10 protein-coding genes and 1 tRNA gene are annotated in these 17,560 nt (G+C 37.4%); 9 read left to right on the top strand and 2 right to left on the bottom strand.

Annotation, left to right across the window (positions count from 1 at the left end; all coding sequences use genetic code 11):
- Nucleotides 1-50: 50 nt before the first annotated feature.
- The 7 genes from DNG35_RS07620 to DNG35_RS07590 all read left to right on the top strand — a co-directional run bounded on the left by DNG35_RS07620 (nt 51) and on the right by DNG35_RS07590 (nt 10,656).
- Nucleotides 51-611 carry an RNA polymerase sigma factor gene (locus DNG35_RS07620; RefSeq protein ID WP_111127508.1) on the top strand — a complete coding sequence of 187 codons (561 nt, stop codon included), beginning with the start codon at nt 51-53 and terminating at the stop codon, nt 609-611.
- A complete protein-coding gene (locus tag DNG35_RS07615; RefSeq protein WP_111127506.1) occupies nt 604-1,296 on the top strand; it encodes a hypothetical protein in 693 nt (230 codons plus the stop codon). The genes DNG35_RS07620 and DNG35_RS07615 overlap by 8 nt, the downstream gene beginning before the upstream one ends.
- 37 nt (nt 1,297-1,333) lie before the next feature.
- Entirely contained in the window at nt 1,334-2,344 is a 1,011-nt protein-coding gene (locus tag DNG35_RS07610) for a hypothetical protein (RefSeq protein ID WP_146228843.1), read from the top strand.
- 97 nt (nt 2,345-2,441) lie between these two features.
- Nucleotides 2,442-4,397: a DNA primase gene (gene dnaG, locus DNG35_RS07605; RefSeq protein ID WP_111127502.1), complete on the top strand. Its 1,956-nt coding sequence runs from the start codon at nt 2,442-2,444 to the stop codon at nt 4,395-4,397.
- A 192-nt stretch (nt 4,398-4,589) separates the two neighbouring features.
- Entirely contained in the window at nt 4,590-8,966 is a 4,377-nt protein-coding gene (dnaE, locus tag DNG35_RS07600) for a DNA polymerase III subunit alpha (RefSeq protein WP_111127500.1), read from the top strand.
- A 291-nt stretch (nt 8,967-9,257) separates the two neighbouring features.
- Nucleotides 9,258-9,575: a thioredoxin gene (gene trxA, locus DNG35_RS07595; protein WP_111127498.1), complete on the top strand. Its 318-nt coding sequence runs from the start codon at nt 9,258-9,260 to the stop codon at nt 9,573-9,575.
- Nucleotides 9,576-9,726: 151 nt separating this feature from the next.
- Nucleotides 9,727-10,656, top strand: a complete 930-nt coding sequence (locus tag DNG35_RS07590; protein ID WP_111127496.1) for a DUF58 domain-containing protein — start codon at nt 9,727-9,729, stop codon at nt 10,654-10,656.
- Nucleotides 10,657-10,983: 327 nt separating this feature from the next.
- On the opposite strand, the gene DNG35_RS07585 is transcribed toward DNG35_RS07590, so the two are convergent.
- Together DNG35_RS07585 and DNG35_RS07580 are read right to left on the bottom strand one after the other, a co-directional pair.
- Nucleotides 10,984-11,057, bottom strand: a tRNA-Asp gene (locus tag DNG35_RS07585).
- A gap of 111 nt (nt 11,058-11,168) precedes the next feature.
- Nucleotides 11,169-13,163, bottom strand: a complete 1,995-nt coding sequence (locus DNG35_RS07580) for a nucleoside-diphosphate sugar epimerase/dehydratase (RefSeq protein ID WP_111127494.1) — start codon at nt 13,161-13,163, stop codon at nt 11,169-11,171.
- 524 nt (nt 13,164-13,687) lie between these two features.
- Here DNG35_RS07580 and DNG35_RS07575 point away from each other — a divergent pair.
- Both DNG35_RS07575 and DNG35_RS07570 read left to right on the top strand, forming a co-directional pair.
- Nucleotides 13,688-14,458, top strand: a complete 771-nt coding sequence (locus DNG35_RS07575; RefSeq protein WP_111127492.1) for a polysaccharide biosynthesis/export family protein — start codon at nt 13,688-13,690, stop codon at nt 14,456-14,458.
- Between the two features lie 4 nt (nt 14,459-14,462).
- Nucleotides 14,463-16,841: a tyrosine-protein kinase gene (locus DNG35_RS07570; protein ID WP_111127490.1), complete on the top strand. Its 2,379-nt coding sequence runs from the start codon at nt 14,463-14,465 to the stop codon at nt 16,839-16,841.
- Nucleotides 16,842-17,560: the final 719 nt, after the last annotated feature.

Below are 17,560 nucleotides of genomic sequence, written 5' to 3'. Positions count from 1 at the left end.
ACCTTTTTTACCAACTTCTCGTCTATATAAATAGAGACACAAACCGCAAAGTGAAAGTAGTTGCTTTACATAAAAATATTGAGCATATGGTGCAAAAAGCCAAAGAGCACAATCGTTTGGCACAACAGCAGCTATATCATCTCTTGGCTCCAAAAATGTTGAGTGTGTGTAGAATGTATATCAAAGATTTGCACTTTGCGGAAGATGTCATGCTCAAAGGTTTTTTTAAGGTTTTTACCAAAATAAACCAATACAAAAACAAAGGTAGTTTTGAAGCTTGGGTGCGTAGGGTTATGGTGTTCGAAGCCATCGATTTCCTCCGAGCAAAAAAAGAACTGATGCTTACCGATGAAATCGAAAAACACCAAGATAAATTGGAGTTACAGACCGATAGTATAAGCGAAAACGCAGACGAAATACAAAGCCTCATCGATGATTTACCCAGCGGTTATAAAGTAGTGTTTGTGATGTATGCCATCGAAGGTTTTAAGCATCAGGAAATTGCAAAGACATTACGTATTTCGGAAAGCACTTCAAAATCACAACTGCACAAAGCCAGGAAACTTTTACAAGAAAAGTTACAGGACAAAAACGAAAAGTCACATGGATAATTGGGAAAAAAATATCAAAGAAAAGTTAGAAGCAAGGGAAATCACTCCTGCTGCTAGTGGTTGGGATCAACTTTCTAACGAGTTAGCTTCCGCGGAAGCTAAAAGATCCTCAAAAAAATGGTGGTTGGGCATTGCTGCTAGTTTTTTGATTGGAATTTTGGTGACGAGTTTTTTCTTTACGTTAGATAAAGGTAGTGAAGTGAAAGTTACGGAAACCAAACCTGAAAAAATAGAGAATAATCAAGAAACCACTAAAAAAGAAAATCTTCTTTTTGAAGAAATAGAAGGTGAAAAAGTTTATACTGCTGATAAAATAGAACAAGTTTTCCCTAAAGAAGAATTGTTGAAAAATGAAAAGCCAGTAAAAGGTACAGCAGAAAACCATTTATCCAAAACAAAGGAAACAAAAACGATTAAAGTTTTGATGGCTGAAAATAGCAAAGGACCTCAAACTCCGCTTCAAGCGAAAAACATCGAAGAAGAAGTTGATGGTTTATTGGCAGCTGCACAAAAAGAAATTTTAACTGATAAAATTTTAAAAGAAACCAATAATAGTATTAACGCACAAGCATTACTTAATGAGGTAGAAATAGATTTAAACCCTTCTTTAGGAAAACAAATACATAATTTTATAGAAAATAGCTTTTCTCAAATAAAATCACCCATTGCCTTTCTGAAAAATTAACTGTAAACGATATAAATAACTATAAACTATTACCATTATGAAAAAAATATTCTTTATAACATTTTTGTTAACCTCATCAGTTTTATGGTCACAAGTAGAAAAACCTAAAGCTCAAATTAAAATCGAAGAATTGCAAGCTCAAAAAGAGACGGTAGAAAAACTGGAAAAAGAAAAACTGAAACTTAAAGTAAAAACAATAAATGAACGCTTAGAAGCTAGAGAAATAAGTCAAGAAAAAGCTGATGAACTTAAACAAGAGGCAGCAAAATTACACGCGATGAATATTGAAAATCAATATGATTTAATCGATTTGAATATAGATCTAATTAAAAGAAACCAAAGTGAGAGCCTGGCGCAAGATTTTTATATAGATATAGGTGCTGTTCTGACCGATACCAAAAAAATGTCTGCCTTAGATTCCATACCAAGAGTTTTTTTTCCAAATACCTATGTTGGTTTAGGAATTAGCACGGTTGCTAATCAATCACAGGATGCTTATGAAAATGTTGGGTTTAATTTTTTTGCAGGTGTAAAATTTACAACGGTTTTTTCAAGAGCATCTCCAGAATATAGATTAAACTATGGTCTTGAGCTTACGAGTAATATAGTTGGAATTAAAGACAGTAAAATTTTTGTAAACCAAGCCAATCAAGCAGAATTGGTAGAATCGCCGATAGAATTAGATAGATCAAGTTTTAGTCTTGTAAATTTGGTTGTTCCTGTACATTTTGAATTTGGGAAAACAAAAATTGATTATTCAGAAGATCGCGCTATGTATGATTTAAATAGCGATTGGAATTACGGAATAGGAGGATTTTTAGGAGTGAAAATAGGTTTTTCACAAAGTTTTAAATACGAAGACGAAGGAGAGACAGTGAGGCAATCTATTCAAAGGCCGTATAACACAGAAGATTTTCTTTACGGATTAAGTGCTTATGCAGGTTATGGGCCGTTAAAACTTAACATAAGGTATCACTTAAACTCTATTTTTGAAAACTCTAATGCTAATGGAAATATGCTAAGCGCAGCTCTAATCATAGGGTATTAAAAGCAAATTTTAGCTATCTTTTCTTTAAAAGGATGTTTTGATGACATCCTTTTTTTTATTTTCTTACTTTTGAAAAAATAATTACTTCTTAAGAAAAATGATAAAAAAATCGACCATCGATCAAGTCTTTGAAACCGCTCGTGTAGAAGAGGTGATTGGCGATTTTGTACAACTCAAAAAGTCGGGAAGTAATTACAAAGGTTTGAGTCCGTTTACCGATGAGCGTACCCCAAGTTTTATGGTTTCACCGGTCAAACAAATCTGGAAAGATTTCTCCAGTGGAAAAGGAGGCAATGTCGTAGCCTTTCTGATGGAACACGAACATTTTTCGTATCCTGAAGCCATAAAATACCTTGCGAAGAAATACGGTATCGAAATCGAAGAAACCGAACAAACGACAGAAGAAAAAGAAAAAGCAGACAAACGCGAAAGCTTGTTTTTGGTGAGTGAATTTGCCAAAAAATATTTTATGCAAACCTTGCACAATACCGATGCGGGAAAATCGATTGGATTAAGCTACTTTAAAGAGCGTGGTTTTACTTCAGAAACCATCAAAAATTTTGAGTTGGGCTATTCGCTCGACCAATGGGATGCGTTTACCAAAGAAGCTTTAGGGAAAGGCTATCAGTTGGAGTTTCTAGAGAAGACCGGTCTGACGATTGTCAAAGACGACAAGCAGTTCGATCGTTTTAAGGGGAGAATTATTTTTCCGATTCACTCGATGGCAGGTCGAACACTCGGTTTTGGTGGGCGAATTCTCGGAAATAATAAAAACGTAGCCAAGTACATCAATTCGCCAGAGAGCGATATTTACCATAAAAGTAAAGTTTTATACGGTATTTACCAAGCCAAAAAAGCCATTGCCAAAGAAGACAATTGCTATTTGGTCGAGGGTTATACCGATGTGATCCAGATGCATCAGGCCGGTATCGAAAATGTGGTCGCAAGTTCGGGTACCGCTTTAACACCAGAACAAATACGTTTGGTCAAACGACTCACCAATCATATTACCGTACTTTTTGATGGCGATGCAGCGGGTTTACGGGCTTCCATTCGTGGTGTCGATCTCATTTTAGAACAAGGCCTTAATGTAAAAGTTTGTACGTTTCCCGATGGTGAAGATCCCGATAGTTTTGCCAAGAAAAATACGCAAGAAGATATTCAGCGGTATATTGCAGAAAATGCCAAAGATTTTATTCGCTTTAAAGCGGATTTATTATTAAAAGAAGCCAAAAACGACCCCATCAAAAAAGCCAAAACCGTAAGGGATTTGGTCAAGAGTATTGCTTTAATCCCCGATGCGATTAAACAAGAGATTTACTTGAAAGACTCGGCACAGATGATGGAGGTTTCCGAAGAGGTGCTCTACAGTGCTTTGGCTCAAATCAGTTCGAAAAATAAACGGGACGAAGCCAAAAAAGTTCAAACGAAAAAGCCACTTGAAGTCATAAAAGCCCAAGAGGAAAGCTTAAAAGTCAACCACCAACAAATATTGGAAAAAAACATCATTAGTTTATTGCTTTTTTATGGTGATGTCGAAGACGAGTTTGAAGAGTTTGTATTGAAGGAAAATGAGTTGGGAGAAATCAAATTAGCATCTGAAATGATAAAAGCTAAAGTCTACGAAAAAATATTCTTAGACTTACAGGAAGATGAAATCGAATTTACCAACCCTACTTTTAAAAGTTTGTTTCTGAAGATCATCCATGAGTTTCAACAAAAAGAAACACTAAAGGTCGAAACGTTTGTCAACCAACTCACCGAAGAAGAAGCTGCAGAAATGACCACCATTTTGATGCAGCATGAGAAGAATGTGTTGCACCGTTGGGATGATCAGGATATTTATGTAAAAGACAAAAGCGAACTCGAAAGCCGTGAGGTGGTAGAGACCATTTTAAACCTGCGTCGTTTTCTTATTAAGGAAAAAGTAAACGAATTGATGGAGTCTATCAAAGAAAACAAAGAAGACCACCACCAAGATGTTATTCAGGAAACGATGGATTACAAAGGTTTGGAAGTGATTATTTCCCAAAAGCTCAACCGGGTTATCTAAAAAAAAAGATAAAATCCTTATACTAAAAAACATTTCGCTTCGTTTTGAAGAAAAGTATTTTTTTAGAAAACCGTTTTTTGCCCTCAATTATTCAAAAAGACCGCCTGTTAATAAATGGTGGTCTTTTTCATTTTTAGACCGTAAGGATATCTTTATATTTACGATACTTCAAGTATAATAAATAGAGTTTACATGTTTTTAATCTTCGATACCGAAACCACGGGTTTACCTAAACGTTGGGATGCACCCATTACCGACACCGACAATTGGCCTAGAGCGATACAAATAGCTTGGCAGTTGCACGACCAATGGGGAAATCTCATCGAGCATCAAGATTTTTTAATCCAACCCGAGGGTTTTGATATTCCTTATGATTCTGAGCGTATTCACGGGATTTCTACAGAATTGGCACAAGAAAAAGGGGAGGATTTGCAATTGGTATTGGAAAAGTTCAACGAAGCTTTAAGCAAGACCAAATTTGTAGTCGGACAAAATGTAGATTTCGATCTTAACATTATGGGTTGCGAGTTTTACCGAAACGAAACTTCCACGCAACTTAACGATTTACCGGTACTCGACACCTGTACGGAAACCACTGCAGAATTGTGTAAAATTCCCGGAGGGCGTGGCGGTAAGTTTAAATTGCCAACCCTGTCAGAATTACACCAGTTTTTATTCGATCAATCATTTAAAGAAGCCCATAACGCGACTGCCGACGTTGAGGCAACCACGCGTTGCTTTTTTGAGTTGGTGCGCCAACGGGTATTCACAAGAGAAGAGCTGGATGTGGCTCCCGATTATTTTGAGAAATTTTCGGAAGAAAACCCAAAACCGATTCAACTAATTGGTTTAAAGCACATCAACCTAAAAGCCGCTTCTAAAAAAATAAAAGAACAGCTTCAAAAAGAAACGCAGGTTGAGGTTCCTACAAAACAGGAAATCCAAGAAAACCTCGAAAAGTTAGGGGATGTTACTTTTTCGCATTTACATAACCACAGTCAATTTTCGATATTGCAATCTACCATAAGTGTCAACGATTTGGTAGCTGCCGCGACAAAGCAAAAAATGCCTGCAGTTGCATTGACTGATCACGCGAATATGATGGGAGCCTTCAACTTTGTTTCGGCGGCTCATAACCACAATAAAAAAGTTAAAGAACAATTAGAAAAAGGAGCGGAAGACTTTGATGAGATTCCCATCAAACCCATTGTGGGTTGCGAATTTTTTGTATGCGAAAATCGATTGGATAAATCCCGAAAAGACAACGGTTACCAGATAGTATTTCTTGCCAAGAATAAGCAAGGCTATCACAATTTGGCGAAAATGTCTTCCATTGCTTATACCGAAGGCTTTTATTATGTGCCGCGTATCGATAAAGAAACCGTAGAAAAATACAAAGAAAATCTCATTGTCCTTTCGGGGAATTTATACGGAGAGATTTCCAGTAAGATTTTAAACATTGGCGAAAAACAAGCTGAAGAAGCTTTACAGTGGTGGAAAGAACAGTTCCAAGAGGATTTCTATCTCGAAATCATGCGGCACAACCAAGAAGATGAAAATAGGGTAAATGAAGTGTTGTTAAAATTCGCAACAGCCTATCAAGTAAAACTCATTGCCACCAACAACACCTACTATACCACACAAGAGGATGCCAATGCCCACGATATCTTGTTGTGTGTAAAAGATGGCGAAAAACAAGCTACACCCATTGGTCGCGGTCGTGGTTACCGATACGGTTTGCCCAATCAAGAGTATTATTTTAAGTCTTCCGACGAAATGAAATCTTTGTTTAAAGATTTGCCAGAAGCCATTACCAACATCCAAGAAATTGTCGATAAAATAGAGGTTTACCAGCTTTCGAGAGACGTTTTATTACCAAAATTTACCATCCCAGAAGAATTTCAATCGGAAGAAGATGAAAAAGACGGTGGGAAAAGAGGAGAGAATGCTTTTCTAAACCACATTACTTATGAAGGTGCCAAACAGCGCTACAACGAAATCACGCCTGAAATTAAAGATCGAATCGACTTCGAGCTTTCGGTGATTGAAAACACAGGCTATCCGGGTTACTTTTTAATTGTAGAGGATTTTATTCGTGAAGCCAGAAAGATGGGCGTTTCGGTTGGTCCGGGTCGTGGTTCGGCGGCGGGAAGTGTGGTCGCCTATTGCTTGAAGATTACCAATATCGATCCGCTTAAGTACGATTTGCTTTTTGAGCGTTTTCTCAATCCCGATCGTGTGAGTATGCCCGATATCGATATCGATTTTGACGATGAAGGAAGAAGTAAGGTCATGGATTATGTCATCGAAAAATACGGTGCCAATCAAGTAGCGCAAATCATTACTTACGGTACGATGGCTGCTAAATCATCTATTAGGGATACCGCAAGAGTACTCGATTTACCGCTTCAAGATGCCGATAGAATTGCCAAGTTGGTACCCGATATGTCGAAATTGTATAAGATTTTCGCGTTAAGCGATAAAGAAGTACAATCGAAATTCAGAAGTGAAGATGTCGAAAAAATCAACGAACTCAAAAACCTGTCTGAACAAGATGACCTCGAAGGGCAAACGGTAAACCAAGCGAGAATACTTGAAGGCTCGGTAAGAAATACGGGTATTCATGCTTGTGGTGTGATCATTACCCCAAGCGATATTACCAATTATGTTCCAGTGGCAACCGCCAAAGATTCCGACTTGTATGTCACCCAGTTTGATAACAGCGTGGTAGAAAGTGCAGGACTGCTTAAAATGGACTTTTTGGGTTTAAAAACGCTTACACTGATCAAAGACACCGTCAAAATTGTCAAAGCAAAACATGGCATTTTATTAGATCCAGAAACTTTTCCCTTAGATGACGAAAAAACTTACGAACTCTTCCAAAGAGGAGAAACCGTTGGGATTTTTCAATACGAATCACCCGGAATGCAAAAACACTTACGAGAGCTGAAGCCAACGGTTTTTGAGGATCTTATCGCCATGAATGCCTTGTACCGGCCTGGTCCGATGGAATATATTCCCGATTTTGTCGCTAGAAAAAATGGCACCCAAGAGATTACCTACGACCTTGACGCTATGGAAGAATTTTTGGAAGAAACCTACGGAATTACAGTTTACCAAGAGCAAGTAATGTTGCTTTCGCAGAAACTGGCAAGTTTTACCAAAGGTGAAGCCGATGTATTGCGAAAGGCCATGGGTAAAAAAATCTTCTATTTGTTGGAACAACTCAAGCCTAAGTTTTTAGATGGAGGAGAGAAAAATGGACACCCACGTGATGTGCTGGAAAAAATATGGAAAGATTGGGAAGCTTTTGCAAGTTATGCGTTCAATAAATCACACTCGACTTGCTATGCTTGGATAGCCTACCAAACCGCTTACCTCAAAGCACATTACCCGGCAGAATACATGGCGGCGGTGTTATCCAACAATATGAATAACATCAAAGATGTCACTTTCTTTATGGAAGAATGTAGGCGTATGAAACTACCGGTTTTAGGGCCAGATGTGAATGAATCGTTTTACAAATTTTCGGTAAATAAAGACAATGCGATTCGTTTCGGAATGGGAGCGATCAAAGGGGTTGGCGGAGCAGCCGTAGAAACTATAGTTGAAACCCGTAAGAAAGATGGCAATTACCGTTCTATTTTTGATATGGCCAAACGTATTGATTTGCGGGCCGCCAATAAAAAAGCATTTGAGAATCTTGCCCTTGCCGGTGGATTCGATTGTTTTAAAGCTACTCATCGCGCACAATATTTTCATGACGACGGCGATGGGATTCCGTTTCTAGAAAAAGTGATCAAATATGCGGCAAAATACCAAGAAAGTCAGAATTCTTCTCAAGTAAGCCTTTTCGGCGAAAGCAGTGATGTGCAAATTCCAGAGCCGCAAGTTCCTCCTTGTGAAGAATGGGCAACCATGGAAAAACTCAAAAAAGAAAAAGAAGTGGTAGGAATCTATATTTCGGGACATCCGTTGGATGATTTCCAAAACGAATTGAAATATTTCTGTAATGCCACATTACAACATTTTAGAAACTTGGAGCCTTATATCAATAGAGAACTTTCACTGGGAGGCGTGATTTCTGGGGTAGAACATCGCATTGCAAAAAATGGGAAAGGTTGGGCAAAATTTACGGTAGATGATTATGAAGATAGTTGTGAGTTTATGATTTTTGGGGAAGAATACTTAAAGTTTAGGCACTTTTTGGTACCTAGTACTTTTGTGCATATCAAAGCCTATATCAAAGAAGGTTATACTGATAAAAGCGGAAACAAGAGAGCTCCGAGAATTCAGTTTAATTCGTTTAAACAATTACAAGAGGTGATGGAAAGTTTATCCAAAAAGATTACCATACAAATAGATGTCAACAAGTTAAAAGATGAAAAAATTGACAATCTGAATACTTTAATCAAACAGCATAAAGGCAATCATACGCTCAACTTTTTGGTCTATGAACGCAAAGAAAAACTGAAGTTGCAGATGCAAAGTGCCAAACAAAAGGTAAATGTATGTAAAGAATTGTTAGAAAGCTTAGACGAGGAAAGTTTGCAGTATAGAATTAACTAAATTAACCCGCTGCGTATTTTGATAAAATTCTGTCAATTCGAGTGAATTTTACTCTTTTCAAGAGGAAAATTTGTATCGAGAATAAGAATTTTAGCCTTTGAAATACTTCTCGATACAATTCCGCAAAGCGAAATCACACGAAGCAACGAGAATTAAACAAAAATCATTTCTCTATTACAATAACTAATAAAAAACCCTTATATACTTATTGAGCTTTATAATATGAGAAGTCTTCAGAAAAGAAATATATTATGTATTTTTGTAGTAGATAAAATTAAAAATTAAAATAAAATGGCTTTAGAAATAACAGACGCAACCTTTGAAGAAACAGTATTAAATAGCGACAAACCGGTATTGGTAGACTTTTGGGCTGCTTGGTGTGGACCCTGTAGAATGGTGGGGCCAATCATTGATGAGATCAGTAAGGAATACGATGGTAAAGCGGTGGTAGGAAAAGTAGATGTAGATGCTAACCAAGAGTTTGCGGCAAAATACGGCGTGCGCAACATCCCGACCGTTTTGGTTTTTAACAAAGGAGAGTTGGTAGGAAGACAAGTAGGTGTTTCGCCAAAAGATACTTATACCCAAGCGATCGATCAGTTGTTGTAAGATAGAATTCAAAAATAAATTTAGAAAAAGGTTGAGCGGTTGCTGAACCTTTTTTTATTTTTATGAAAAAGTCTAAAGGAGTGATCCCGAGAACTCGGGATTGTATCGAGAACTTTTTTATTTCAATAGAATTATAGATAGAAATCGAGTTATGGAAATTCAGAAAGAACTACAACAAGCATCAGGATTTGAAAACTTAGATCACCTAGCCAGACAAATTGTCGAAGGTTTTATTTCTGGATTACATAAAAGTCCGTTTCATGGGTTTTCTGCCGAGTTTGCCGAGCATAAAATCTATAACCAAGGAGAAAGCACTAAGCATATCGATTGGAAGCTATACGCGAAAACCGATAAGCTTTACACCAAAAAATACGAAGAGGAAACCAATTTACGATGCCATGTGATTATCGACAACAGTTCGTCGATGCATTATCCGATACTACAAAAACAAAATTTAATGCATTACAACAAGATAGGTTTTGCAGTTTTGGCAACCGCAGCACTCATGAAAATCCTGAAAAAACAACGAGACGCCGTTGGTTTAAGTGTTTTTAGTGATGTATATGAGAGTTATTTCCCCGAAAAGGGCAATGAAAGGCATTTTCAGTTGCTGATGCACCGATTGCAAAATACAGTGAATGTGAGCAATAAAAACAAGGCGACCAATACCTACGAAATTTTGCATCAGATTGCTGAAAAAGTAAAAAGGCGTTCACTTATTTTTTTATTTACCGATATGTTTCAGTACGATGAGTCGGAAGAAAGGTTGATAGAAGCCCTGAGACATCTTAAATATAATAAGCATGAATTGGTGCTTTTTCACACTTACGATAAGAAAACAGAATTTGCTTTTGATTTTAACAACCTTCCCAAACGTTACGAAGACATAGAAACGGGCGAAAAAATAGCCTTGTATGCAGCGAACATCAAAGAAGTATACCAAGAAGAAGTTGAAAAGTATTTTAAACAACTAAAAGAAATGTGTTTGCAATACCAAATTGGTTATGTTCCGGTAGATATCAACGAGCGGTTTGAGAAGGTGTTACTCACTTATTTATTAGAGCGGCAGAAGTTTAAGTAAGCGTTTGAAAGTTGAAAGTTGAAAGTTAATAGTTAGTGGTTAATTGTTAATGGTGAATATTTAACTTTTTGGAAGTTGAAAGTTAATTGTTAATGGTGAATAGTTAACTCTTTGAAAGTTGAATTGTAGTACTTTATTGCATTTAGAAAGTTGACTTCTTGACTTTTTAATAAGATTTCCCTTCAAACAAAAAAAGCCCTTCCAACAAATTAGGAAAAGCTCTTCATTGGCTTAATTTACTTAAACCTAGGATACCTTATTACAGGTATCACACAACACAACTTCGTAAAAAAAGCCTCAATAGAAATTGAAGCTTTTTATTGGTTGCGGTCTGGACGAGACTCGAACTCGCGACCCCCTGCGTGACAGGCAGGTATTCTAACCAACTGAACTACCAGACCGTTTGCTTAATTGCGAGTGCAAATATAAACTGTTTTTGTATTCTCGCAAATAAATTTTCTAAAAAAGATAAAAATTTTATTTTTAAAATGAAAGATCTCATCAAATAGTATTTAAGATACCTTTTTGGTAGGGAAATTTTTTGGCTTTGCATAGACCTTACCGTTAAGGTCATCTTGGCATAAAATCTTAGCTTTGGCTTCATCAAAACGAAAGTCATTCACGTCAATTGGAGTATATTCGGGTACTAGTTCGTGTAAACAAAGTACTGCTTTTTCAAAATCATTTAACTTGACATGTTGGAGTAAGTTTGAGAGTAGGTTGTTTTTAGAGGCTGTAAAGGTATGTGTTGCCTGAGCAATCATAATTTTCTTGTGGTGGGTAGGTAATGTTTTTTCAATATCGGCCAATAACTCTTCGTACAGTTTTTCACCGGGCCTTAAACCTGAGAATTCAATTTTGATATCCTCATTAGGAACCAGACCAGACAGACGAATCATTTGTTTGGCTAAATCGATGATTTTTATGGGTGAGCCCATATCAAACACATAAATTTCACCACCTTTTCCCATGGCTCCGGCTTCTAAGACCAGTTGACAGGCTTCGTCGATGGTCATAAAATAGCGGGTGATATCGGGATGCGTTACCGTAACCGGTCCTCCGTTTTTTATTTGCTTTTTAAAATGAGGGATCACAGAACCATTAGACCCCAATACATTCCCAAAGCGAGTGGTAATATAAGTGGTTTGTTGGGTTTCTTTACTCGCCAAAGACTGGATGTAGATTTCGGCTGCTCTCTTCGAAGCGCCCATAATGTTGGTTGGGTTTACGGCTTTGTCGGTACTCACAAACACAAACCTTTCGATATGATATTCTTCGGCAAGCTCCGCCAAATTTCTAGTGCCATGGAAGTTGACGCTTAGCGATTCTATAGGATTGTCTTCCATCATGGGAACATGTTTATAGGCTGCTCCGTGAAAAACTACTTCAGGGTGAAATTTTTCAAAAACTTCACGAATTCTTTTCTTGCTTCTTACGTTGGCGACGACTTTAGTGTAATTAAGCTCCGGAAAATCTTTATCTAAGCTAACCGAAAGCTCATGCAAAGGGGTTTCGGCTTGATCGACCAAAACAATGCACTTGGGTTGGAAAGGAATAAGCTGTCGTACAATTTCGCTTCCAATAGACCCTGCAGCTCCGGTCACCAAAATAGTTTTATTGGCGTATAAACTGAAGAGCTTTCTTTTGTCTAAACTAATGGGCGTCCGTTGTAATAGGTCTTCAATCTTAATCTCTTTGAGTTTAGAAATCGATTTTTTATTGTATAAATCTTCGGGCTTAGGGAGTTTTAAAATTTTATATTTCAATTCTAAAAGTTCAGCAAACAACTGGCTATTTTTATTCCGAAGAATTTCAATCTTCTCTTCCCTAACAATCACCGCATCTATACTGGAACTGGAAGATTTTTTAATCTGATGGATATTGTAGATAGGTAAGCCATGAATTCGGTTGCCCATTTTTTTGTCGCTTGTGTTGATAAACCCCACAATATTAAAAGCATCAGAAAATTCAGAAATCAAGCCTTCAGCCATGGCAATGTCATAGCGATCGGTTCCTAAAATATAAGCCATTTTAGAGTTTTTATTGGCATTGATGGCTTTGTAGATACGTTTGACAATCACTCGAAAGAAAAAGAGTAACGAAAAAGCAATAAAACCATAGACAATGATCCCTGCGTCTAAAATAAGCTTCTCTGCCTGTGTTAAGAAATAAATCCTATTGATGATTAAGAGGCTAAATACCGCAGCGGTGGTCACTTTGAGTTGTGTAATGACATCTTTAAAACTAGAATACCTCACCAAACCGGCAAAAGATTTAAAAATAAGGTAATACATAGCTTGGGTAGCTACGATGGTAAACAGTTGCCAGGTGAGCGTGAGTATTTCAGGATTTGTTTTGACGGAGTTGATCAAGTAAAAGGAAGACTGGGCCGCTATAAAAGAAAGTAAAACATCAATAGTGAAAATATAAGGCCTGGGCACATAGTTTTTCACGAATGGCTTGATAAATTTCAACAAGTACTTCTTTATCGTAGTTTTTCCTTTCATAGGTTAGTCATATTCCTACAGCAAATATATAAACCAAATATATAAATTAGGTAAATATAATATTCTAATTTACAGAATAAAAACAGCATGAAGCGATTTTTTAACCTAAATTTTGTACTTGTAGGTTTTATTTCTCTTCAAAATACTATTGTTTTCAATAACTTTAAGATTTTTTAACCTCTGCTGACTGATATTTTTACCTTATATTTGCAGCCACGTAACACGCATGAACAAATTTTAAGCTTTATTTCGTTAAAAAAGAAAGGGTTTAAAATTTTTAGGGAGACAGCGTAGGGGTGGTAGCTGTTCGCTATGTTACAATTGAAAAGAGTAAAGTTTGTACCTGCTTGTGAGAAGCTTACGCTAAAGCTTAGCGAGCGTGTGCAGATAGGTCGAGTATAAGATTTTAGCTTATGAAATAGTTCTCGATACGATTTTTTAGCAAAAAATCATTCGAACTGACAGTTTTGGAATTGATTTGAGCTAAAATGCATAACAGGTGGTAATTATTAAAACTTAAACGTGTGAAAAAACTAGTACTGTTGTTGAGCTTAGGGCTTTTACTGATGAGCTGTTCTACAAAAAAAGACATTCTCTATTTCCAAGATATCGAAGAGATTAATTTGAAAAGTGTGGATGAAATCTATGAGCATCCTCACATACAAGTCAATGATATTCTAAAAATAGACATCAGTGCCGCCAACGAAAAAAGTTTGATTCCTTTTCAGTTTGATAAGGCATTGATGGGGGCATCGACCCAAGCGCGTCAGATCGACCTCTTAAAGTTGGAAGGCTATTTGGTGCGTGAGAATGGCACGATTAATTACCCTGGGCTTGGGGAACTCAAAGTAACAGGCTATACCACAAGTGAGTTACAAAAGGAATTGGAAAGTAAATTAGCCACTTACATTATAGATCCTACGGTAAGGGTACGTTTGCTGAACTTTAAAATTACCATTATTGGAGAAGTCAAAAATCCAGGTACGTATGAGATTACCGAAGAAACCTTTTCTCTACCGCAAGCCTTGGGAACAGCAGGAGATTTAACCATACAGGGCAAAAGAGAACAAGTGCTGTTGATCCGGCAAGTAGCAGACAAGCGGGAGCAAGTAGTCATCGACTTAACCACCTCTGACTGGATGAATAGCGAATATTACTACTTGAAACCCAATGACATTGTGTATGTTACCCCGAACAGTGCCAAAGTAAAATCGGCAGGGGTGATTGGGAATTTAGGAACCTTGTTGTCCGTATTCTCCATTTTATTAAGTACAGCCATTATCATTTTCAGATAGTTTTATGGAAGAAATCAAAAATCATTACGAAGACCAAGCGGGAGGAGAAGACTTAAAACTACTTATTTATAAGTACCTACAGTACTGGCCATGGTTTTTGCTAAGCATCATAATTTGTTTAATTACTGCGTTTTTATATTTAAGGTACAGCACCAACATTTACGAAACGCAAGCAAAGGTTAAAATTTTAGACGAATCCAATGACGGCGGGGTAGATTTATCGGGTCTAAGTGGTTCGACAAGTTTATTCAACCTGAGTAAAGTCAACCTGGAAAATGAAATCGAGATTTTTAAATCCAGACGCTTGTTGAAAAAAGTGGTGGATGAAGAAAACCTAAATACGAGATTTTATAATGTTGCGACTATCAAATCGGCTTTATTACACAACAAGGAAGTACCGATTAAGATTTTTTGGTACAATAAAGATAGCTTGGCTAATCCATCGGTATTGTTTCGTTTCGAAAGAAGTGTAAATTCCAATACGTTTAAAATCACCCCAAATGATGGAGAGGTCATACACGGAAAATACAATGAATTGGTCTCTTCGCAGGGCTATAGTTTTAAAATTGAAAAAACAACAACAGATAAATCAAATATACTGAGCAAAGAAACCGTACTACATTTTCAATTTATCCCAACAGACAAGGCCATATCTCAATTAAATAAAGGGGTTCTTATCGCTCCGGTAGGAAAAGAAAGTCATATTCTTCAAATCAAATTGCAAGGGGAAAATGCGAATAAGAACGAAGCTATTATCAATAATTTGATCAATCAGTTCAACCAAGATGGGATAGAAGACAAACGTTTGGTGTCCAAACGTACCCAAGAGTTTGTGGAAGACCGTTTGGTGTTTTTAGAGCAAGAGTTGGATACCGTAGAAACAGAAATTGTCGATTTTAAACAAGACAATGATATCTTGACGGTAGAAACCACCGCAGAACAGTTATTGGGCAAAGAAGCGGAGTCTGAAAAAAAGCGGGTAGAAGCCGAAATCCAGTTGGAAATCACCAAAGATTTTAAGGACGTCTTGCTCAGCCAAGAAAAATACAACCTGTTGCCTGCCAACATCGGAATTCAAGACGGTTCGGTCAATAACTTAACCGAGCAGTACAACCGGCTAGTACAAGAACGAAACGCCTTATTGGTCGGTGCTACTGAGTCGAACCCAGCGGTCATCAATATCAACCAGCAATTAGAAAGTATACAGCAAAATATCATCTCCAGCGTCAATGCATATATCAACGCCTTACAGTTGCAATTAAATTCGATACAACGCCAAGAAAATATTTCTAGCGGACAATTGGCCAGCTTACCCGCCAAAGAAAAAATAGGTAGGGAAATCTACCGCCAACAAGACATCAAAGAAAAGCTGTATTTGTTTTTGTTACAACGTAGAGAAGAGGCTGCCTTGAGCTATGCCACGACGGCGCCTACCATTAAGGTAGTGGATTTTGCTTATACAGGATCAGAGCCGGTTTCTCCCAAAAGAATGATTATCCTTTTGGCAGCGCTTATCTTAGGCTTGTTATTGCCCTTCGGATTTTTCTATCTCTACTTTTTATTGGATACGAAGATCAATTCCAAACAAGAAGTATCGCGGTTGCTGCCCCAGGTTTCGGTAGTGGGCGAATTACCACAATTGGATAAAACCTCCCATCAAGTGGTCTTAAAAAATGACCGAAGTATTCTGGCGGAAGCCTTTCGGATTTTACGCACCAATTTAAATTACTTTAAAAACTCCGAAGCAGAAAAAGGCCAAGTGGTTTACGTGACCTCGACCACCAAGGGAGAAGGAAAAACCTTTACCGCAGTCAACCTAGCCAATTCGATGGCATCCACAAAAAAGAAAGTCTTGTTGGTAGGATGTGATTTAAGAAACCCTCAGATCCATACCTATATCAATAAAGATAAAAACCATATAGGGGTCTCTAACTTTTTGTATGATTCGAGCACAGCCCTGCATGACATTATCATCAAGAATAGCTTCGATTTTTCGAATTTGGACGTTATCCTCTCAGGGAGTATTCCTCCCAACCCTGCAGAATTATTGATGAGTACTCGTTTTCAACAACTATTGGAAGAGGCCAAAGCTTTGTATGATATCGTCATTGTCGATTCGGCACCTACCATCTTGGTGACCGATACCTTGCTGATTTCCAAGTATGCTGATCTGACTTTATATATGGTAAGGGCTGGTTATACCGAAACCAAACTTCTGCAGCACATCGAAGACCTTAGAAAAAACAACAAACTCCAGTCTATAGGAATTGTACTGAATGGTGTAAAAGCTGAAGGAGCTTATGGTTATAATTATGGTTATGGTTACGGATACGAAGCCGATAAAGTCAAAGGTTCGCCTGCTTGGATGTTTTGGAAAAGATAGAAATTAGGAATTAGGGAATAGGAGTTAGGAAATAGGAAATAGGAGGTAGGAGTTTGTTAATAGTTTACCCTATTCCGATCTCACTTGGGTACTCGACTACATGCCCATGATGGAATATTAATCTGTCATTCTGATTCCTCTCAAGTACATCTCGACTTACTTTTCAAGCTATCTTTTTAGTGGCGATCTAGTCAGTTTATGTTTTAAAACCCGACTCCTTTTAAGAAATAGCTGTCAATCAAGCGGAAGTGCGTTTTTCGTTTCCTTTTTGGGCCATGCAAAAAAGAAATAATAAAAATTATATCACCACGAGAAACAAAAGAACAAGCAGCTTTAATCCTGTGGATACTTCTGTCAGTTCGAGCCTTGCCTGCCGTTATCACTGAGGAAACTCGAAGTGCAGGCAGGTTTTTTTTAAAAGAAAAAGTACTTGCCTGGCGTAGACCATCAAAAGTAGGTCGAGAACTAGACAGTGATAGAGTAACACTTCACAACTTGCCTGCTGCCTGCTGTCGTCACTGACTCTGTTGAGGTATAGACCCGTAACACGAAAGCAGTCCACTGTCTAAAACCTGAAACAAAACAAAGAGTTGAAAGGATAACAATAAACATAAAAATTCATAAACTCCATTAACCATTAACTGAACTTCCCTGAATAGAGTTGACCGTTATTAAACATTTATTTCATTATTAAAAATAGTAATTGTTTTTTGATGAAA

Source organism: Mesonia sp. K7, assembly GCF_003233725.1.
Lineage (GTDB): Bacteria > Bacteroidota > Bacteroidia > Flavobacteriales > Flavobacteriaceae > Mesonia.
Note: the sequence above shows the minus strand (reverse complement) of the source record. Positions and strands in the feature narration are given on the sequence as shown.

Coding starts and splice junctions, on each gene's coding strand:
- DNG35_RS07615 (WP_111127506.1), top strand. CDS start 604: ATGGATAATTGGGAAAAAAATATCAAAGAAAAGTTAGAAGCAAGGGAA.
- DNG35_RS07610 (WP_146228843.1), top strand. CDS start 1,334: ATGAAAAAAATATTCTTTATAACATTTTTGTTAACCTCATCAGTTTTA.
- dnaG (WP_111127502.1), top strand. CDS start 2,442: ATGATAAAAAAATCGACCATCGATCAAGTCTTTGAAACCGCTCGTGTA.
- dnaE (WP_111127500.1), top strand. CDS start 4,590: ATGTTTTTAATCTTCGATACCGAAACCACGGGTTTACCTAAACGTTGG.
- trxA (WP_111127498.1), top strand. CDS start 9,258: ATGGCTTTAGAAATAACAGACGCAACCTTTGAAGAAACAGTATTAAAT.
- DNG35_RS07590 (WP_111127496.1), top strand. CDS start 9,727: ATGGAAATTCAGAAAGAACTACAACAAGCATCAGGATTTGAAAACTTA.
- DNG35_RS07580 (WP_111127494.1), bottom strand. CDS start 13,163: ATGAAAGGAAAAACTACGATAAAGAAGTACTTGTTGAAATTTATCAAG.
- DNG35_RS07570 (WP_111127490.1), top strand. CDS start 14,463: ATGGAAGAAATCAAAAATCATTACGAAGACCAAGCGGGAGGAGAAGAC.